General features: G+C 61.1%; 17 protein-coding genes. 6 read left to right on the forward strand and 11 right to left on the reverse strand.

Annotated elements, in window-relative coordinates:
• Positions 1–3: 3 nt before the first annotated feature.
• Genes exbB through ACTUWL_RS01740 form a run of 3 tightly spaced genes read right to left on the reverse strand, consistent with a single transcriptional unit; the run spans position 4 to position 4,313 of the window.
• Positions 4–1,047 (reverse strand): tonB-system energizer ExbB, encoded by a 1,044-nt coding sequence (gene exbB / locus ACTUWL_RS01730; protein WP_106940455.1) that lies wholly within the window; start codon positions 1,045–1,047, stop codon positions 4–6.
• Positions 1,048–1,050: 3 nt separating this feature from the next.
• Positions 1,051–1,740, reverse strand: coding sequence for a Fe2+-dependent dioxygenase (locus ACTUWL_RS01735; protein ID WP_021081612.1), 690 nt, complete (start codon positions 1,738–1,740; stop codon positions 1,051–1,053).
• A gap of 20 nt (positions 1,741–1,760) precedes the next feature.
• A complete protein-coding gene (locus ACTUWL_RS01740) occupies positions 1,761–4,313 on the reverse strand; it encodes a TonB-dependent receptor (protein ID WP_021081611.1) in 2,553 nt (850 codons plus the stop codon).
• Here ACTUWL_RS01740 and ACTUWL_RS01745 point away from each other — a divergent pair.
• Positions 4,234–4,479 carry a hypothetical protein gene (locus tag ACTUWL_RS01745; protein ID WP_168471088.1) on the forward strand — a complete coding sequence of 82 codons (246 nt, stop codon included), beginning with the start codon at positions 4,234–4,236 and terminating at the stop codon, positions 4,477–4,479. The two genes, ACTUWL_RS01740 and ACTUWL_RS01745, sit on opposite strands and share 80 nt — an antisense overlap.
• 93 nt (positions 4,480–4,572) lie before the next feature.
• Here ACTUWL_RS01745 and ACTUWL_RS01750 read toward each other — a convergent pair whose 3' ends face one another.
• Together ACTUWL_RS01750 and ACTUWL_RS01755 are read right to left on the reverse strand one after the other, a co-directional pair.
• Positions 4,573–4,812 carry a hypothetical protein gene (locus ACTUWL_RS01750; protein ID WP_021081610.1) on the reverse strand — a complete coding sequence of 80 codons (240 nt, stop codon included), beginning with the start codon at positions 4,810–4,812 and terminating at the stop codon, positions 4,573–4,575.
• A 127-nt stretch (positions 4,813–4,939) separates the two neighbouring features.
• A complete protein-coding gene (locus tag ACTUWL_RS01755; RefSeq protein WP_021081609.1) occupies positions 4,940–5,401 on the reverse strand; it encodes a MarR family winged helix-turn-helix transcriptional regulator in 462 nt (153 codons plus the stop codon).
• Positions 5,402–5,583: 182 nt separating this feature from the next.
• On the opposite strand from ACTUWL_RS01755, the gene ACTUWL_RS01760 reads away from it, so the two are divergent.
• The 3 genes from ACTUWL_RS01760 to ACTUWL_RS01770 are packed head-to-tail and all read left to right on the forward strand — an operon-like array spanning position 5,584 to position 10,517.
• Positions 5,584–6,756, forward strand: a complete 1,173-nt coding sequence (locus ACTUWL_RS01760) for an efflux RND transporter periplasmic adaptor subunit (RefSeq protein WP_021081608.1) — start codon at positions 5,584–5,586, stop codon at positions 6,754–6,756.
• Entirely contained in the window at positions 6,753–9,899 is a 3,147-nt protein-coding gene (locus ACTUWL_RS01765) for a multidrug efflux RND transporter permease subunit (protein WP_021081607.1), read from the forward strand. The genes ACTUWL_RS01760 and ACTUWL_RS01765 overlap by 4 nt, the downstream gene beginning before the upstream one ends.
• Before the next feature lie 57 nt (positions 9,900–9,956).
• The gene (locus ACTUWL_RS01770; protein ID WP_021081606.1) at positions 9,957–10,517 is read left to right on the forward strand and encodes an invasion associated locus B family protein; all 561 of its coding nucleotides are present in this window, start codon (positions 9,957–9,959) and stop codon (positions 10,515–10,517) included.
• Between the two features lie 21 nt (positions 10,518–10,538).
• On the opposite strand, the gene ACTUWL_RS01775 is transcribed toward ACTUWL_RS01770, so the two are convergent.
• Entirely contained in the window at positions 10,539–10,946 is a 408-nt protein-coding gene (locus ACTUWL_RS01775) for a GNAT family N-acetyltransferase (protein WP_021081605.1), read from the reverse strand.
• Positions 10,947–11,237: 291 nt separating this feature from the next.
• Here ACTUWL_RS01775 and ACTUWL_RS01780 point away from each other — a divergent pair, with 291 nt between their 5' ends.
• Positions 11,238–12,575 carry a site-specific integrase gene (locus tag ACTUWL_RS01780; protein ID WP_021081604.1) on the forward strand — a complete coding sequence of 446 codons (1,338 nt, stop codon included), beginning with the start codon at positions 11,238–11,240 and terminating at the stop codon, positions 12,573–12,575.
• On the opposite strand, the gene ACTUWL_RS01785 is transcribed toward ACTUWL_RS01780, so the two are convergent.
• The 4 genes from ACTUWL_RS01785 to ACTUWL_RS01800 all read right to left on the reverse strand — a co-directional run bounded on the left by ACTUWL_RS01785 (position 12,553) and on the right by ACTUWL_RS01800 (position 16,820).
• Complete coding sequence (locus tag ACTUWL_RS01785; RefSeq protein WP_021081603.1) at positions 12,553–13,137, reverse strand: hypothetical protein; 585 nt, start codon at positions 13,135–13,137, stop codon at positions 12,553–12,555. The genes ACTUWL_RS01780 and ACTUWL_RS01785 overlap by 23 nt on opposite strands.
• A 111-nt stretch (positions 13,138–13,248) precedes the next feature.
• Entirely contained in the window at positions 13,249–13,998 is a 750-nt protein-coding gene (locus ACTUWL_RS01790) for a hypothetical protein (protein ID WP_021081602.1), read from the reverse strand.
• Between the two features lie 10 nt (positions 13,999–14,008).
• A complete protein-coding gene (locus ACTUWL_RS01795) occupies positions 14,009–15,388 on the reverse strand; it encodes a hypothetical protein (RefSeq protein ID WP_021081601.1) in 1,380 nt (459 codons plus the stop codon).
• A 52-nt stretch (positions 15,389–15,440) separates the two neighbouring features.
• Positions 15,441–16,820, reverse strand: coding sequence for an ATP-binding protein (locus ACTUWL_RS01800; RefSeq protein ID WP_021081600.1), 1,380 nt, complete (start codon positions 16,818–16,820; stop codon positions 15,441–15,443).
• A gap of 243 nt (positions 16,821–17,063) precedes the next feature.
• Between ACTUWL_RS01800 and ACTUWL_RS01805 the strand changes: the two genes are divergently transcribed.
• Entirely contained in the window at positions 17,064–17,768 is a 705-nt protein-coding gene (locus ACTUWL_RS01805) for a recombinase family protein (protein WP_021081599.1), read from the forward strand.
• Positions 17,769–18,357: 589 nt separating this feature from the next.
• On the opposite strand, the gene ACTUWL_RS01810 is transcribed toward ACTUWL_RS01805, so the two are convergent.
• Positions 18,358–18,858: a hypothetical protein gene (locus ACTUWL_RS01810; protein ID WP_021081597.1), complete on the reverse strand. Its 501-nt coding sequence runs from the start codon at positions 18,856–18,858 to the stop codon at positions 18,358–18,360.
• Positions 18,859–18,884 lie beyond the last annotated feature (26 nt).

The raw sequence follows: 18,884 nt of genomic DNA on the forward strand, positions 1-18,884 counted from the left end.
CGCCTACTCCGCCGCGGCGGCGCGTGCATGCGCGTTGCGCGGAACGTCGCCGGGTATGCTGCCATGGGTGCGATCGAGATCACGCGACAGCAGCCGTCCCGCGGCGCCCGAGGCGCGGTTGACGAGCTCGAGATAGACCTTCGTGAGCCGCGAAAAATGGTTGTAGATGATGACCGCGGGGATCGCCGCGACGAGGCCGATCGCCGTTGCAAGCAGCGCCTCCGCGATACCCGGCGCCACCACGGCAAGGTTCGTCGTCTGCGACTTCGAGATGCCGATGAAGCTGTTCATGATGCCCCAGACCGTGCCGAACAGGCCGACGAAGGGTGACGTCGCGCCGATGCTCGCGAGCAGGCCCATGCCGACGCGGATCTTGCGCGCTTCGGCGCGCACGATCTCGGCAAAGCTCGACGCCGCGCGCTCCTTGATGCCGCTGTCGCTGGAGATGCCCGCCGACAGACGTCCTTCACGCATCGCGGCAGCAATGAACGCGGACAGCACGGTGCCCTTGGCGCCGAGCGCGAACTGCGCCTCGGCGAGCGACCGCGATTCAGCGATCTTGGCGAGCGCGCCGCGCAGCTTGCTCTGTGCGACGGTCAGCTCGATCGTCTTGGCGATGAACACCGTCCAGGTCACGAGCGATGCGAACGCGAGACCGAGCATCACCGCCTTCACGATGATGTCGGCGTTCATGAACATGTTCCACGGCGACAATTCGTGCAGGCCGGTGCTGGTCGATTTCAGCACCTTGCCGTCGCCGCCCGCGGGCGCGGCCGGCGACGCATCGAGCGCTGCCGGTGCTGGAGCCGGAGCCGCGGCGGGCGTCGGCGCCGCCTGCGCTTGCGGCGCCGCAACCGGCGCGGTCGGGACAGCCGCCACAGGCTGGGCCGCCTGCGGTTGAGCCGCGGCCGCAGGCTGGGCCCGGGTCACGGGCGCGGGCTGCGCGGCAGGCGCCGTTTGCTGCTGCGCCGAGCACGGCACGGCCAGCATCAGCACCGCCAGCGAGGCGACCAGGGCGGATGCAGCGGGGAACTTGAATGTCATCATCAGTTACACTTCAGCCCAGTGACGGATCAGGTTGTGATAAATCCCGGTCAATTTGACCGTTTCGGGGTCATCGCGGCCCAGCCGCTCAACCAGGGCCTGGATCGCAGTATCGAGATCAAAGATCAGGCTGCGCGCGTGGGCATCCCGTACCATGCTCTGCAGCCAGAAAAAAGACGCTACCCGCATTCCCCGCGTGACAGGCGTGACCAGATGCAAGCTGGAAGCAGGATAAACCACGAGATCGCCCGCCGGCAGCTTGATTTCATGCGATCCGTAGAGGTCTTCGATGACCAGCTCGCCGCCATCGTACTCTTCCGGCTCCGATAAAAACAGCGTGACCGACAAGTCGGTGCGGATCCGCAGGCCTGTCAGCCTGTCGCCCCGTACCGCATTGTCGACGTGTAGGCCGAAATGATGCCCGTCGCTTGCAGCGTAGCGGTTGAACAAGGGCGGAAAGATTCGGAGCGGGATCGCCGCCGAGATGAAACGCGGGCTCGCCGACAGCGCCGACAGGATGCGGTTGCCGAGCTGCCGCGCGACCTCGCTGTCGGGCGGCAACTGCTCGTTGCGCTTGACCATCGCGGAGGCAGCCCCCGCGGTCGAGCGGCCGTCTTCCCATTCGGCTTGCTCCATAATGCGGCGGAAATCCGCCACATCAGCCTTGCTCAATACGTTGGGAATGCAGACCAGCATCTTGTGCCGCGAGGCCTCCGTCAGTAACGCGCCGACACGACCAGATACGCGGCGCGCCCCGGTGCCTCGAGCACGAACGGTGCCGCGCTCTGGTACAACGCGTCGTAGTAGCGCTTGTCGAAGATGTTGTTGACGAACAGCTTCACGGTCCAATGCTTGTCGATCTTCGCCTCGGCAAAGGCGTCGAAGCGCCAATAGCTCGGGATCGAGGTGCCCTGGTTGGCGGCAAGGAAGGTGCCGCCATAGACCTTGGAGCGATACACCGCCTGCCCGCCAAGCTCCCAAATGTCGGTGAGCTGATACTTCGTCAGCATGCTGAACGACTGATGCGCCACGTTGGAAAGCGGCAAGCCGACATTCGTGGTGTACAGAGCTGTGTTCGCCGGCGGAATATTCGATTTGGTCACCTCCGACTGCATCAGCACCAGACCGCCGAACATGCTCCACTTGTCGGTGATCTTGCCACCCACTCCGAGATCGATGCCGCGGATGCGATAGGCCGCGCCGGCGCTGATGCAGGAGACGCTTCCGGTCGTACCGGCCGGATAAGGACATGCGGCGGTTGCGGTCGCCGCCGTGACGTTCATGGATTCGCGCGCGTTCTCCTTCTCGGTCTGGAACAGCGCAGCGGTCACCAGCAGATGGCGATCGAACAACTCCCACTTGGTGCCGACTTCAATCGCCTTGTTCTTTTCCGGCCCGAAGATCTGGCTTGGATTGCCATTGAGAACCGGCGCGAGGCCACCATACTGGATGCTCGAACCGTCAAACTCCGCGCCGACCGGGTTGGATGACGTGGCATAGGCGGCATAGACGCTCCCGTTCGGCAACGGCTTGAGTGTCAGACCGAGGTTGAAGTTCGGCATGCCGTAGTCTTGCTGCTGCTGACCGAAGACGCCGGCAACACCATTGACCGTGCCATAGCCGCTGGTCTTGATGTTGTAATCGTCATAGCGGACGCCGCCGTTGAGGATCACGAGATCGTTGTAATTGGCGCTGTCCATGACATAGACACTCTTGGTGTCGATGGTGAGTTTGGTTGGCAGCCCGGACAGTCCCGACGGAACCGAGAACGGAATGTTCGTGTATTGCGGATTGAACACGCTGACGCCGGCGAGCGATCCGCCGCCGCTGAACCCGCCCGGCAACGCTTCGGAGTTCAGACCAAGATACTTGTCGATCGAGGACCTTTCGTTGTCATACTCGAAGCCGGCCAGCGCTGTGTGCTTGAAGCCGGCGCCGTCGTTGAACTTGTAGGTCGCTTCGGTCTGATTGGCGAACACGTCGGTGACCTGGTAACGGCTCTGCGGATTCGCGGTCAATGTCGAGGCCGACAGCGGATTGGCCAACGCCGGCGATTCCGGCAGCGTGCCGATGTAGTTCTGGGTCGAGCGCGATTCCCGGATCTTGTTGCTGATCACGAGGTCCGGCGTGACCTGCACCTCGGCGTTGATCGTGCCGATGTCCTGCCCGGTCCTGAAGAAGTCGCGATTGACGAAGCCGTAGAAATTGTTGCGGTTGACGCCGAAATCCGGGAACGGGCCACCGGCCGTGCTCGCGGTGCTCGGCCGGTAGTAGGGCACGCCGAAGTCCGGGATGCCGGTGAGCTCGGTATGGATGTAGTTGCCGGTGATCTTCACCGCATCGACCGGCTTCCACGTTCCGGCGACGAACGCGCCATCGCGATTGTCGGTGACATAGCTGCGGCCGGCAACGCCGGCATCCTGGAACAAGCCGCCGGCGCGGATCGCCAGCGTCGGGCTGATCACCTGGTTGACATCGAGCGTCACCCGCTTGGTGCGATCGGTGCCGAACGAGGTGTCCATGTTGTAGAAGCTGTTCTCCGTCGTCGCCTGCTTGGTGACGATGTTGATCGCACCGCCGGTGGTGCCGCGGCCTGCAAACGTCGAGCCCGGGCCACGCAGGATCTCGACCTGCTCGGTGAAGAAGTTCTCGCGGACACTGACGCCGGCGTCGCGCACGCCGTCGATGAAGACATCATTGCGCGCATCGAAGCCGCGGATGAAGAAGCGGTCGCCGAACGCGTTGCCGCCCTCGCCCGTGCCGAGCGTAACGCCGGCCGTCGACAGGATCGCGGACTTCAGCGAGGTCGCGTTCTTGTCTTCGAGAATGTCCTTGGTCAGCACCGTGACCGTCTTCGGCGTGTTCAGGATCGGTTCGGGAAACTTGCCGGATGCCTGCAAACGGTCGCCCTTGTACGGCGCGGCCGGATCCGCGTAGCGATCGCGGTCGGCGGCAAGACCGCCGGCATTGGGAAACGGCACCGGCGCCTGCTGGGCCTGCTGGTTGCTGCGGCGCGCGGCGCGGCGCAGCGCGTCGCGGGCGCGGACCTGATCCGACGTGGGCTTCGAGCGAACGGGCCGCGGGCGAGCCACAGGTGCATCGACATTCACCGGCGGAAGGGTGGATTGCTGCGCCTCGGCTCCCGAAAACGACGCCACCGCGATCAAGCTCGCGACTGCGGAGACCTTCGTGGCTGAATATCCCGTACCATCGGCAGAACCGACCACCGCATCGAAGCGCAGCGATCTCGGCGCCCTCACATTGCTCATTTCTTCCACGCCCCCAAAAAGCACGTTCGTCGCGAAATCACGGTGCGACGAACTGTCTCTTTCGGTTATCGAGCGTGAGTTTTTTTATCAATGCGATCAGCGCCACAGTTTGCTTGAATCGCCCCAGTTCAAAGGGATTCTAATTTGTGGTTTGAAATCGTTCTAAACTCTAGTTTTTAAGCGTTCTAATAATCGTTCTAAACTGTTGCCGGCGCGCCGTCGGCGAGCTTTCGCGCTGCCGACGAATTCCACTCCGCGATCACTCGCCGCCTGGCGGCTTCATCAGCGAGAACAGCTCGTCGATGGTCCGCTGCGCGACCTGCCGCACGCGGTCGCTGTTCTCGAGGCCGGCGATATTGACACCGTCGACGACCGCTTTGATCTCGTCGCGGAAGTCGGAGAGAAAGCGCAGCGGATCACGCTGCTCGTTGGCGACGCGCGCGATCAATCCGGTGACCAGGATCTGGCATGCCATCATGCGCCCGTTCAACTCATCCATCGCTGCCCTCATCCTCTCGCATTGTCGCTGCGCGATATGAACGACATCCCGCGGCGATTCAACCGCGTCGCGCAAGCTGCGACAGCTGAACGAATCGAGGGCAGGTCCGCGAGCAACGAGACGCGCGCTATTTCGCGGCGATGTGCTCCGCGCCCTCACCGAGCGCCTTGATGCGATCCTTGACCTCGCGAAGCGTGGCGAGGCCACTCTCGATATGCCTGTCCGATACGTCGCGCAGTATGTCGCCTGCGATCGCGTCGCGCAGACTGTCGAGATCGTCGACCAGGCGGCGCCCGGTCCTGGTCAGGAACAGGCGATTGGCGCGGCGATCCCTGGGGTCGGGGCGGCGTTCGAGCAGGCCGTGCTCGACCAGGCGGTCAAGCAGCCGCACCAACGAGATCGGCTGCAATTCGAGGACGTCGGCGAGATCGACCTGGGAAAGCCCCTCCTGCTCGCGCAACCGGAACAGAACGATCCATTGGGCACGCGTGGTCCCTCGCGCCTTGGCGCGATGATCGATATAGTTGCGCAGCAGCCTCGAGCTCTCGACGAGCTGCGCGATGAACTGGCGTTTGAGATCGAGCGACATAGGGGTCCTCGGTGCGTTTCCCAGACGGAATATTTCTGCTCGTTTCTGACCTAAACCTTTCCAAATGTTTAGGATTCTCAAGCCTTGGTGTGTTTACACATTAAGTGCACGCATATTATATCCGCAAGCTCTGAGAGCCGTTTCGATCACCCTTTATCGTTTCGTCGAACCCAAGAGTCCGCATGTCCAAGTCACGCACCATCGGTTGGGTTCTTGTGATCGCTGCGGTTGGCGCCGCCGGTTATTTCGGCTGGCAAAAATATTCCGACAACAAGCTGGCCGCTGAGGCCTCGCAGAAGCGTGCCGCCCAGCAGCGCCCGGCTGTTCCGGTCAAGATCTCGCCGGTCGAAAAGGCAGACTTCCCGGTCTACCTGACCGGTCTCGGCACAGTGCAGGCGTTCAACACCGTCCAGGTCCGCACCCGGGTCGACGGCCAGATCACCAAGATCGCTTTCAAGGAAGGCCAGTTCGTCAAGGCTGGCGACACGCTGGTCGAGATCGACCCGCGGCCCTATCAGGCGACGCTCGACCAGGCCAAGGCCAAGAAGGCCCAAGACGAAGCCAACCTCGCCAACGCCAACCTCGATTTGCAGCGCTACACCAAGCTCGGCGAGTTCGCGACCCGCCAGCAGCTCGACACCCAGCGCTCCACCGTGGCCCAGCTCACGGCGCAGATCGCGGCCGACGAAGCCGCCATCTTCAACGCGCAGACCCAGGTCGACTACACCACCGTGAAGTCACCGATCGACGGCATCGTCGGCCTGCGGCTGGTCGATATCGGCAACATCGTCAATGCCTCGGCCCAGACCGGCATCGTGACGATCACCCAGATCGAGCCGATCACGGTGATCTTCACCGCGCCGGAGGACCAGCTGCCCGATATCAAGGCGGCGCTGGCCGTGGCGCCGCCCAAGACCATTGCCCTGACCACCGACGGCAAGCGGGTGCTCTCGACCGGAACCCTCGCGCTGATCAACAATCAGGTCGACACGACAAGCGGGACTGTCCGGCTGAAAGCGGTGTTTGATAATAAGGACCGTGCGCTGTGGCCCGGCCAGTCGGTCTCGACCCGGCTTCTGGTCCGCACATTGAAGGATGCCACCGTCGTGCCGGATGATGCGGTGCAACATGGCACCGAAGGCCTGTACGCATATTCTGTCAATCAGGAGAACAAGGCCGAGCTGCGCAAGATCAAGGTGACCCAATCGATCGACGGCAAATCGGTGATCGACGAGGGCCTGTCGCCGGGACAGCAGGTGATCACCGCGGGCCAGTACAAGGTCTCGCCGGGAACCCTGGTGACGACGGCGGTGGCGAGCTCTGACCAGTCCCAGTCGAAGGTTACGCAGGAATGAGCGCCGGAATTTCCGCACCATTCATTCGCTTTCCCATCGGCACCTCGCTGCTGATGGCGGGCATCCTGTTCGTCGGCCTCGTTGCCTACCCCCTGCTTCCGGTCGCGCCGCTGCCGCAAGTCGACTTCCCCACCATCCAGATCACCGCGTCCCTGCCCGGCGCAAGCCCGGAGACGATGGCGACCTCGGTGGCCCAGCCGCTGGAACGCCAGTTCGCGCAGATCCCCGGCATCGCGCAGATGACTTCGACGAGTTATCTCGGCACTGCGGCGGTCACCATCCAGTTCGACCTCAACCGCTCGATCGACGGCGCGGCCAACGACGTGCAGGCCGCGATCAACGCCGCCAGCGGCCAGCTGCCGAAGACCCTCCCCTCGCCGCCGACCTATCGCAAGGTCAACCCGGCCGACTCGCCGATCATGCTGCTGTCGGCGACCTCGGACACGCTGCCGCTGACGACCGTGAGCGATGCCGTCGACGCCCAGCTGGCCCAGCAGATCAGCCAGATCTCCGGCGTCGCGCAGGTCGTCATCGGCGGCCAGCAGAAGCCGTCGGTCCGCGTCCAGATCGACCCGGCCAAGCTGGTCGCGAAAGGCCTTTCGCTGGAGGACGTCCGCGCCGCGATCAACATCGCGACCGTCGACAGCCCGAAGGGCAATATCGACGGCGCCACCCGCGCCTACACCATCTACGCCAACGACCAGCTGCTCACCGCAGACCCCTGGAACGACGTCATCATCGCCTATCGCAACGGCGGGCCGCTGCGGATCCGCGACATCGGCCAGGCCGTCACCGGACCGGAGGATGCCAAGCAGGCTGCCTGGGCCAACGGCAAGCGCGGCGTGTTCCTCGTCGTCTTCAAGCAGCCCGGCGCCAACGTCATCGACACCGTCGACAAGATCAAGGCGACGCTGCCGCGACTGGTCGCGGCGATCCCGCCGGCGATCAAGATCGATGTCATCTCCGATCGCACCACCACGATCCGCGCCGCGGTAGAGGATGTCCAGTTCACCCTGCTCCTGACCATTTTCCTGGTCGTGATGGTGATCTTCGTCTTCCTGCGCAGCTTCTGGGCCACGGTGATCCCGACCGTCACGGTGCCATTGGCGTTGCTCGGCGCCTGCGCGCTGATGTGGGTGTTCGGCTACACGCTCGACAATCTGTCGCTGATGGCGCTGACGATCGCGGTCGGCTTCGTGGTCGACGACGCCATCGTGATGCTGGAGAACATCAGCCGCTACATCGAAGAGGGCGAGAAGCCGATGGCCGCCGCCTTCAAGGGGTCGCAGGAAATCGGCTTCACCATCGTGTCGATCAGCATCTCGCTGGTCGCGGTGCTGATCCCGTTGCTGCTGATGGGCGGCATCATCGGCCGCCTGTTCCGCGAATTCGCTGTCGTGCTGGCGATGACGATCTTCGTCTCGATGTTCGTGTCGCTGACGCTGACCCCGATGATGGCCTCGCGCTTCCTGCGCGCCCACGACGAGGAGAGGCACGGCCGCTTCTACCAGCTCAGCGAACGCGGCTTCGACGCGATGCTGCGCGGCTATCGGAGCGGGCTCGACCTCGCGCTGCGCTGGAAGTTCACCACGCTGATGATCTTCTTCGGCACGCTGGCGCTGTCGATCTACCTGTTCGTGGTCATTCCGAAGGGCTTCTTCCCGCAGCAGGACGTCGGCCTGATCTCCGCGACCTCGGAAGCCAACCAGGACATCTCCTTCGCCGACATGAAGCGGAAGCAGGAGGAGCTCGGCAAGATCGTGATGCAGGATCCCGCCGTCGCGACGGTGGCGATGGCGATCGGCGGCAGCGGCCGCGCCGGCAATAACGGCACGATGTTCATCACGCTCAAGCCGCTTAACGAGCGCGACGCCAATGCGCAGCAGATCATTGCCCGGCTGCGGCCGAAGCTGGAGAAGGTCCAGGGCGCCCGGCTGTTCATGCAGGCGGCGCAGGACGTCCGCCTCGGCGGCCGACCGACCCGGACCCAGTTCGAATTCACGCTGCAGGACGCCGATCTTGCCGAGCTGAATCAATGGGCGCCGAAAATCCTGGCCAAGATGCAGACGCTGCCGCAGCTGCGCGACGTCGCCACCGACCAGCAGACCAACGGCACCACGGTCGAGCTGAAGATCAACCGCGACACCGCCTCGCGCTACGGCATCCAGCCGCAGCTGATCGACGACACGCTCTATGACGCGTTCGGCCAGCGCCAGGTGACGCAGTACTTCACCCAGCTCAACAGCTACCACGTCATCCTCGAGGTGCTGCCGGAGCTGCAGGGCGCGATCGACACGCTGAACAACATCTACATCAAGTCGCCGCTGACCGGCGAACAGGTGCCGCTGTCGACCTTTGCGAAGTGGACCAGCACGCCGGTGCGGCCGCTGTCGATCAGCCATCAGGGTCAGTTCCCGGCGATCACCATTTCGTTCAACCTGGCGCAGGGTGTCGCGCTCGGCCAGGCGACCGATGCGGTGCAGAAGGCCATGGTCGACCTCGGCGCGCCGGCGACGCTGAGCTCGAGCTTCCAGGGCACCGCGCAGGCGTTCCAGCAATCGCTGTCGACCGTGCCGCTGCTGATCCTGGCGGCGCTCGTGGTCGTCTATCTGATCCTGGGTATCCTCTACGAGAGCTACATCCACCCGATCACCATCCTGTCGACGCTGCCGTCGGCCGGCGTCGGCGCGCTGGCGATCCTGATGGCCGCGGGCTTCGACTTCTCGCTGATCGCGCTGATCGGCATCATCCTCTTGATCGGCATCGTGAAGAAGAACGGCATCATGATGGTCGACTTCGCGATCGCCGCCGAGCGCGATCAGCACATGGAGCCGGTGGCGGCGATTCGTCAGGCCGCGCTGCTCCGCTTCCGCCCGATCATGATGACGACGATGGCCGCTATGCTCGGCGGCGTCCCGCTGATGCTCGGCACCGGCACCGGCTCCGAAATCCGCCAGCCGCTCGGCTACGCCATGGTCGGCGGCCTGATCGTCAGCCAGGCGCTGACGCTGTTCACGACGCCCGTCGTCTATCTCTATCTCGACCGGCTCTCCAACGCGTTTGCGAACTGGGGCCGCTCGCCGCGCGCCGGCCACGATGCCGACGATGGCGAGGACCGATCGGTCAAGCAGGCCGCCGAGTGACTTGACATTTGCCTCCATACCGGCACATCCGAAGATGTTCATTTCGGAGCCGGTATCGTGAAGATTGTCGCAAAGTCGCTTCTCGTCGTCCTGTTCACCGCGTTCGGCGCAGCCGGCCTTGGCCACGCCCAGACGCCCAAGGGCAAGACGGTGCCCGCCCCGGCTCCCGTAGCTGCGCCCGCCGCGCCGCAAGGCGATGCATCCGGCAACAATGCCGGCTGGGTCGCGCGCTGCACCAGCGCGAGCCGCGATGCGCCGCTCGAATGCGCGATGGAGCAGACCGCTGTTCTCAGCAAGACCGGCCAGCTCATCGTGCTGGTCAACATCCGCGTTCCCGGCGACACCCGTGCCCCGGTTGCGCTGATCCAGCTTCCGCTCGGCCTGAACCTGCCCGTCGGTGCCAAGCTGCAGGTCGACGACGGCAAGGCGGTCGACGTGCCGATCCAGACCTGCGAGGCGCGCGGCTGCTACATCAATGCGCCGATCGCCGCCGATGTCCTGACCCAGCTGAAATCGGGCAAGCAGCTCAAGGTCTCGTTCCAGAATCTCGGCAAGGAGACCATCTCGATCCCGATGCCGCTCGCCGACTTCGCGACGGTCTACGACAAGATCAAATAGCGCGGCGCGGATCGCCGCCTGCTATCGCTCGCGCTTGTAGAGAAACGCATTGTCGGGCTGCGGCATGCCGATGGTCTTGTAGAAGCCGATCGAGTCAGGCGCCGACAGCAACAGGCACATCGATTCAGGTCCGGCGAAGCGCCGCGTTTCCGCGATCAGGCGCTTGCCGATGCCATGCCCCTGATACTGGCGATCGACCGCAAGGTCGGACAAATAGCAGCAATAGGCGAAATCGGTCAGCGCGCGCGAGACGCCGACGAGTTGGTGCGCCTTGCGCGCCGTCACGATCAGGTTGGCATTGGCGATCATCCGCGCCATCCGCTCGGTATCCGCGAGCGGACGCCGCTCGCCGAGGCCCGATTGGCGCAACACCTCGATGAACTCGTCGACGCCGATCGACGCCTCGCGCGCATAAAGAATTTCGTCCATCACCCAAACCTCTGTCGCAACACCCAGGACCTCACGCGCGAGACCATGGTGGATTACGCCGGGCTAATCCAGCCTCGATGCCGTGGGCTGCTGTCTTGTCACGACCGGCGTCACCATCGGGAGCTGGTGGCCGCGGGCGATCATCGGAATTTTGGGGTATGGCTTCGCCGCTGTGGCAGATTGGCTGGGGAACCTGGATACTCTGCCAGAACGTCGCGGAAGCCCTAGAATGGCTTGTTTATAGATGTTTTCGCCAATAAGTCTAGGTGGGTCAGCTAGGTGGTTTGCCCAATGGACCGGAAGTATCTCGTCAAGCAGTACAACACATATTCGGTCGTGGTGGAGGTACCTAAGCCGCTACAGGCGAAGGCAGGCCGGAAGCGCTTCAAAAAGTCTCTGGGCACCGACAGCCTTGCTGAAGCGAACAAGCGCAAGCACTTCTATGTTGCTGACTTCCATCGGCGGATTGCTGAACTGGCTAAAGGCGCCAGCGATGAGGATGCGAAGCTGTCCCGGCTGGCGGCCGAGTTCCGCCAAGCGCTCGAAAGCTCCAAGAACGTGTGGCACGAGGACGAAGAGGACCACGAGTGGAACGAATACGAAGAAGAGCTTGACCGGCTGAAGGCTAAGGCGCGCGAGATACTCGACAAGGATGGCTCAGAGGCCGCTGCGCGCTTCTACAACGCTGCCACAGGTCAAGCCACGCTGCTGAAGGACCAGTACCCCCTCTGGCTGGCTGAGGTCCAGCACGCGGGCCAAACGAAGGCGCAGCACGAGAGCACCATTAAGCGCTTTATGGGCTGGGCCAGCGACAGCGTGTCCATTGAGGAGGTGACCCGGAAGAAGGCGGGGGAATACGTCACAGACCTTATGAACACCTCCGGCTTTGCCCGCGCTACCGCCAGACGGCACGTCTCCTCCCTCTCCTCTCTCTGGCGTTGGCTAAAAGGCCGTGGGGTGGCCGGGGACAATCCTTGGCTCGGCCAGCAACTTGGCAAGAAGCAGGAGCCTGACCGCAAGCGCCTCAGTGAGGACGCGCTTTTGAAGCTCCTCAAAGGCCGCTACAGCACACCCAAGTTCGCCCAGGTCCTTAGCGACCTTCTTAGGCTCGCCTTACTGCATGGCGCGCGCTTGGAGGAGTTGTGCGCCTTGAAGCGCTCTGACGTTCACAAGCGCGAGGATGGATATTGGTTGGTCATCACCAGCGGCAAAACGCGCGCGGCCAAACGTGAGATACCTGTCCATCCCCTAGCCGTGGGCATCATAGAGCGCCGCCAGAAGGACAAGGATGAGTATCTGTTCGCAGGTCTTGAGCCGGGCGGACCAGACGACAAACGCTCCTGGTACATCAGCAAGGCGTATGGCCGGTTCAGAGATCAGGCGGGGGTCACTGGAGATAAGCAGGACTTCCACGCCCTGCGGCATACCTTCATCACACGTATGGAAGGGCTGGAGGTGCCTGAGAGCACCGTCAAGCTACTCGTAGGACATAGCCGTAAGGGAAGCATGACCTATGGCCACTACTCCAAGGGAGACCTTGTGAACTTACGGAAGGCTATTGAAAAGGTGGACTACGGAACCGAAGTGATGAAAGCGATGGCTTCAGCTACGGTGCCTGACGCCGATTGAACGGGCAATCAAGGCGATTGCACCACTGGGCGTATGCAGCCCCGTCAAAGCCGTCTTCAGGAGGCCCGAACGCCTGCGCGCCGCTGGGGATGCCTTCGGGATCATCAACCCGCGCGGCTTCAGCGCCGTCAGCGAGCTTTATGACGCGCACGGCATCTGGCCACAGCGAAACGCCCCGCTTGGCCCCTTTCTCCCAAGCAGCGATGACGCCCGAAAGGCGAATAAGCGAGCCTCCATGGATGACAATGCCAGCCACAAGAGGATTGCCCTTGGCATCGCTAAGCTCCGGCCGCATCTTCGGAGACTTGAAGATGAAGGCAATCTCGCCCTCCCTCGTGTCCCTCCACGGAACGTGTACGTGCTTCTTACGAGGGAAGTTGGCCTCCGCGACCCTTTGGATTTCATCCTGCAAGCGCTCGGTGTAGTCGCTGCCAGCAGTCGCTTCCGTCTTGTACTTGCCGTCAGCGTACTCGCCCTGGGTGTCAGGCTCCGACAGCCTCGGATAGCGCGCGGTCATAACCTCCGTTACAAACGGGACGCATTTGAACTTCTTGTCAGCCATCGCGCTACCTCCGGAGCCTTCCACGGCTCTGTTGCGCACGTTCGCACGAGATGCAGACCTCGCCTAATGTAGGATTTTGCAGACTAAGTGCAGGAGCATTTGATTGCCTGATTAAGGAGCGGGTCGTCTAATCAGGTCCCGTACAATGTGCTCCAACGCGGCCAGCGCGGTTAAAGCCGTCGCGCGGTCGCAGCTCTCGCCCAACCGCTGCGCGCGCCCGGGATGCACAAGGTTTCGGAAATTCTTCGCCAATGTAGCCTGTTTCGCAGTATCGGCGTCGATGAGGGAAAGTGTTTCGGCTACGCCGATGTAGTCACCAAGACCCCACCGATCTGGCGCACCCTTCGGAGGTGATGGCAAGGTTTGTAGCTCGGACGAATCCGTGATTGCCCACAGAAGCAATGCTTCGGCGGCCGAGCCAGCCAACACTGTTGCGGCCTTCCACTCACCGTTGTGAAACGCGCTGGTGGCCGTGCTGATGTCTAGCCGTATGCTATCTTTGAGCTCTGCGTCTTCAATGAACGCCAAGTCTGCGGTAGAGGGCGACGGAATTTCATCCGGGCACTTGAGCAAGGCTGAGTGAATTAGATTCAGCGCTCTCCGATTAACTACCGTGGGTGCTCCGATAGAACCTACTCCCTTCTGCTGCCAGAAAGTGACGCTGCTTCGTATCGCCTCCATTCCGCAAATTAGATCATCGTAGTCGGATGCCCCCAAGGTGAGCAACTCTTGAGGAATCTCCTCAACCAGGCGCACAAGCGCTGAAAACATCCCTGCCGTGTTGTGACTGACGCCGACGGCATCGCTCTCGAACGCTTGATCGATAAAAGAAGCGACTTGCGAGGGAACTACGCGGGGCATGAATTGGCTCCTAACCGTCCTTAACCGCGTTTTCAGGTGCTACTTTCGCTAAGAACTCGTCCCAACTAGATGCGCGCGCGAGGACCCCTCGTGTCTCGAAAAGCTCCTTAAGTATGATCGGTTTCAAAGCGGGATTTTCCCGCGACTGCAAGACAAGCCCCAGCAATTGCGCTCCTGTTAGCGCGCAAATATCCGCCCGCTCTATCACTCGGACAACCGGCTCCGTGAAGCTTGGCGAGTCTCGTTCCGACAACGGAAGCTTACGATAGGTGCCCATAATCAGAAGGCCCTTGCAGTCACTTCCGTCTCGTTGGATCGGTAACTTAGCCAGTTGCGTTACGTACCGAGCCAAGTCAGGGTCGTTGTCGTCACCGTCGTCCGCCAGAGCGCTATCCACTTCGGCCATCCACTGGGCAACCTCTCGGACATCCTTCTCCTTCGTTGTGCCCTCGATACCCTTAGCCTCGACAGCCGCATATCGCGCTCCGTCCGATGCGAGGAGGTCTGCACGAGGGTGTGGGCCTTCAACAACGGACAATCCAAGTTCTTCTAGGGCGTCGGCAACGGCCTCAGCAAACCCAGTGCCGGTATCAAAAATCAGCTTCTTCAGGTCACGCGAACTCTGGATGAGGCCTTGCTGAACGTTCAACTGGCTCTGTAACTCTTCGAGACGGCTTGTTAAAGCTGCAACTTTGGCGAATAGCTCCTTATCGCCTGTTGATTGATATCGATCAATCCAGTGAGGAACTTCTGTCGGTGAGGGTGCGAGCATTCCAGGAAGCTGCGAAACATCGTCTATGAAGGCAGCGGTCTGAGCGCCCACGACTACTTTGGGCAAATAAACGATAAGTCCGCCTCCATAGCGACGATAGCCACGAACAATTTGCGGCTCTCCTCGCCCTCCAAGCGCCACTCGCAGAAGAGGCGCCAAGCCCTCTCCGCCAATTACCACATCGTACTTGAGGAGTGGTAAGTGGGGCTTGAACAGGTTCGAAGCGGACGCTGGACCACAATACTCGATGCGAGTACCGCCAGCGCTTTTGAATTCAATCTCATCAAGCGGAGGATGCCCTTCTAACGGCACAGGAACGACACGGCCTGACTGCGGGTCTTGAAAATTGTATTTGAGGGGAGCGTGTCCGATCAGTATGAGCGTGTGACCTTGCCTTATCCAATCAGCAAGGGAAGACAACCTATCTGAAAGAAGCATTGCAGTGTCCAAAGAGGCCACGGCGCGCCCGTGCTGCTGTGGATGAACTTCGCCGAACGCTGTCGAGGGCTGCCAAACGATCAGGCTTGCCTCATGGAAATTCTGGTTGCTTAAGAAATGAAGCGCGCTTTCGCCCGTACCAAAATCACTGCCGAACAATAAACGCTTGTCATTTGACACTTCGCGAGCCTCCCTGCTGCCATCGTCATCATCCGCCGTATTGATGCGCGCGCTAGCTGGGAGGCTGCACCTTCCTCCACGCTGTGGCTCGGCCTCGCTTTCCAGGAACTTGCTCCAGCACCCCCTTCTTTCTCAATAGGACGAAGATATCTTTCATCTGGACGTCTCGCCTCAAGCCCGTGATGCCGCGCCCGATTTCGTTGGTAATGGTCGGATTGGTCTCAAGATATTCCATGACCATCGAAGCAGGCGACGATAGGCGCTCATGGCGAATGAAGACTGTCACTGAGTTCGCGCCTTCAGCAATCTCTGGTTCCTTCAATCTTATGCGCCGCATAGCCGCGAAAGCAGTGTTTAGACCCTCCCCCACGTCCTTATTAGGAGGATCTGGGAATTTGTTGATCAGGCGCACCAGCTTCGGGTTGCGTGCGAATTGCTCTGTAAGGACATTGGCTGCTGTAATGTGTCCAGGAAAGCGGCCGGGGCTCTCAACCTCAATTCGATCATCATAGATGCGTATTTGAACATCGGTTTGGTGGCTGTAGTCCCGGTGGAGCACAGCGTTAGTTATGATCTCGTGCAGAGTCTCGTCTGGATAGCTGACTTCTTCCAACCCAGCTTCGCCCACGCGTTTGATGCCTTGAACGATCTCCTTCGTTGTAGAAACGGCCTTCGATATTAGATCGTAGATCGGACCTTCTATGCTGAGAGGATCAAATGCGAGCGTTTCTCGGTCTACTCCCTCCTCCCTGGTGGCATAGCGAAACACTTTGATGGCGCTTCGTTTCGGTAATGCGGCCTGCGGCTCGTCCGCAAACAACAGCACTCCAGCGACGGTGGGCTTATCATTCGTAAGAACGAACTGCGACTTCAGCCAAGCATCCGGCTCCGCACTCGGAACCTGTAACAGGACAAACTCAAGCGTCGTAACTGAATTGGTAATCGTGTCGCTAGGTACGTTAACGGTATCGTCCTCAAACGTCGAAAGCCCTTTGTCGAGATGGAGACGTTTCAGCGCATCCTCTCCTGTGACGGGCAAGTTTTGCGCGCCTCTCCTGACGTAGGCCGTGCCGTCGGTTGCGCTAATGACCTCGCGCGTCTTGCGGACAGCCAGATGAAGAACGAGTCCCTCCTTACCTGTCGCGCTCAAGAACTGCGCTGAATAGAGATTGCCCATTGGCGAAAGTGCCTCAAGCACTTGCACTAAGCCGTTTGCCGCTTCTATGTCCCCGAATCCGGCCCAGGTTCTCGTACCGTCGTCATGCTCCATAATGCCCACGAACAGTTCCCCGCCTGCGGTGTTGGCGAAAGCGGAAACGGCGCGCGAGAGCTTCGCAGGCGCAATTTCTTTTGCCTTCAAATCGCGGAAGTGGTTCTCATCGTAGGAAAGGATGATCTCCGCTTCGTCATTCGTAATTTGGCGCTTCTCCATTCAGAACCCCGACCGATTTCTACTTGCCCGCTGATTCGCTTGCGGTCCCCATTATAGTGATTCGACGTGCAAGGCGGGGTATTGCACACCCATTGCGAGTGCTCTCCCCAATTCCCACAGCCCGAACGGTTGAAGGCCAGCCATGCAAATCGGAATCCCTGGGATTCAAAAAGTCCTATGAGCGTTGTACACATTTTCATGTAACGTCGGTTACAGCAAAATGTGTTTCAGGGTGTTTGGACCATGGCCAGTGGAAAATTTATCTCCTACCTCCGGGTCAGCACCGATAGGCAGGGTCGTTCAGGACTTGGCATTGAAGCTCAGCGCGCCGCAGTCGATGCCTACCTCAATGGGGGACGTTGGACGCTGGTGGCGGAGTACGTGGAAACCGAGAGCGGCAAGAAGTCGGACCGGCCCAAGCTGGCGGCCGCCCTCTCCCACGCCAAGGCTATCGGGGCCAAGATCGTCTTCGCGAAGCTGGATCGCCTGACGCGCAACGTGGACCTCCTGCGGTCGCTTGTGAACTCTGGCGTCGATTTGGTTTTCTGCGACCTGCCCAGCGTCCCCCCTGGGCCGATGGGCCGCTTTCTGCTGACCCAGATGGCAGCGGTAGCGGAGTTGGAAGGCGGGATGATTAGCGAGCGAACCAAGAATGCTCTCGCCGCCGTAAAGGCCAGAGGGGTGAAGCTGGGCAACCCCAACGGCGCGCGCGCTCTCCGGGGCAAGCAGACCGGCAACGCTGAAGCAGTGGCGAGGATCAAAGAGAAGGCCGCACAGCGCGCAATGGACCTTCAGGGCATCGTTGAGGGCATCAAGCGCTCTGGCGTCACGAGCGTCCGTGGCATCACTGAGGAGCTAAACAACCAGGGCATCAATGCGCCTCGTGGGGGCTCTTGGCACGTTACGGCCGTGGCACGGCTGCTCAATCGCATTCCAGGGGCGGTGTGATTAGATGGTCCTCTATCATTGGATCACAGCGCACGGCGCTCAATGTCTCAGCTGGCTTAGTGCTGCCTTCGCATTGCTTGCTGCCATTCTTTGGGCTGCGTCAGCGCTCGTCAATCTCCCGGTCGTCAGATCGACTTACGAAGGCATCGACGGGCTTGAGCCTTTCCAAACCGCAATGAAGAAGGCTGCGCGCCTCAACATGTTCGCTGCGGCATTTGCGGCAGTGTCGGCTTTATGCCAAGCGCTCTCGCTTGCGGCATAGCTTGGCCCATTGTCGGGAAGCAACAGCCCGATTTCCGATAGCGTTAGCGAGAGCATGAAGACTTCATGCGTTCCGAAGCAGCGCTTGGCTCTCTCGCTGCCCTTCGCTTCCCTTGGCTGTCTCTTCGAGGCCTCTAGGGTCCCTGGCGACAGTCCGTACTGGCCCATTTCTTGCCAAATGCGACTTCAAAAATGGGACCTAAAGTCGCCGTTGTTGTTCGACCAAAGCGGCGCGTGAAAGCTCTGGGTCCCCCGGGGCCGTCGCGGAATGGCAAAGGGCCCCTCCTTCCGTCTGACAGTGAGAATGGGTCCCTCCGAACTGATACCGCTACCGGGGCGGGTAAGGTATCGGCTCCGCGAGCAACGCTGGAAGAAGCGCCTCAGCGGCGAGTGCAAACTGCTTCCAGTCTAGCCTACCTCCGATGTGGGTTCCCGCCGATGCACTGGCATCCGCTTTGAACTCCGGCGTCTCCTTCCACCAACGATGCTTGTCGCGGCCGACGCCCCTAAAGTAGTCCACGACGTGCTCCCTCATGTTCCTTAGATCGCGGATATCGGAAGCAGAGAATTGGTCAAGCATTGAGAAATCCACATTTGGGCACAGACCCAGGCCCCGAACCCATTCACGATGTTCGAGAACCTTGTAGGCGGCGATGGCAAAGTAGTGATGCTCTGTTCGCACTTGTGCCGCTAACAACCTGAAGTCTTCGCGTCTGTAGGGGCTCATAGTCGCGGTAGCGTCGGCAATGCGCTTGCCTTGCGCAATCGAGCTAGACACCCACTGAACAAGCCCCTCGAAGGCCATGTACCGCTGTTCATCATCGGTCATGATAGGCACGGGCGTTTGCCGTCTAG

This window comes from Bradyrhizobium sp. WCU1 (genome assembly GCF_053474805.1).

Bases quoted from the DNA above. Each gene is read 5' to 3' on its own strand.
- ACTUWL_RS01805 (WP_021081599.1), top strand. From the start codon at position 17,064: ATGGCCAGTGGAAAATTTATCTCCTACCTCCGGGTCAGCACCGATAGG.
- ACTUWL_RS01810 (WP_021081597.1), bottom strand. From the start codon at position 18,858: ATGACCGATGATGAACAGCGGTACATGGCCTTCGAGGGGCTTGTTCAG.
- ACTUWL_RS01755 (WP_021081609.1), bottom strand. From the start codon at position 5,401: ATGTCGCTCGATCTCAAACGCCAGTTCATCGCGCAGCTCGTCGAGAGC.
- ACTUWL_RS01740 (WP_021081611.1), bottom strand. From the start codon at position 4,313: ATGAGCAATGTGAGGGCGCCGAGATCGCTGCGCTTCGATGCGGTGGTC.
- ACTUWL_RS01790 (WP_021081602.1), bottom strand. From the start codon at position 13,998: ATGCCCCGCGTAGTTCCCTCGCAAGTCGCTTCTTTTATCGATCAAGCG.
- ACTUWL_RS01760 (WP_021081608.1), top strand. From the start codon at position 5,584: ATGTCCAAGTCACGCACCATCGGTTGGGTTCTTGTGATCGCTGCGGTT.
- ACTUWL_RS01780 (WP_021081604.1), top strand. From the start codon at position 11,238: ATGGACCGGAAGTATCTCGTCAAGCAGTACAACACATATTCGGTCGTG.
- ACTUWL_RS01750 (WP_021081610.1), bottom strand. From the start codon at position 4,812: ATGGATGAGTTGAACGGGCGCATGATGGCATGCCAGATCCTGGTCACC.
- ACTUWL_RS01785 (WP_021081603.1), bottom strand. From the start codon at position 13,137: ATGGCTGACAAGAAGTTCAAATGCGTCCCGTTTGTAACGGAGGTTATG.
- ACTUWL_RS01800 (WP_021081600.1), bottom strand. From the start codon at position 16,820: ATGGAGAAGCGCCAAATTACGAATGACGAAGCGGAGATCATCCTTTCC.
- ACTUWL_RS01765 (WP_021081607.1), top strand. From the start codon at position 6,753: ATGAGCGCCGGAATTTCCGCACCATTCATTCGCTTTCCCATCGGCACC.
- ACTUWL_RS01775 (WP_021081605.1), bottom strand. From the start codon at position 10,946: ATGGACGAAATTCTTTATGCGCGCGAGGCGTCGATCGGCGTCGACGAG.
- ACTUWL_RS01735 (WP_021081612.1), bottom strand. From the start codon at position 1,740: ATGCTGGTCTGCATTCCCAACGTATTGAGCAAGGCTGATGTGGCGGAT.
- exbB (WP_106940455.1), bottom strand. From the start codon at position 1,047: ATGATGACATTCAAGTTCCCCGCTGCATCCGCCCTGGTCGCCTCGCTG.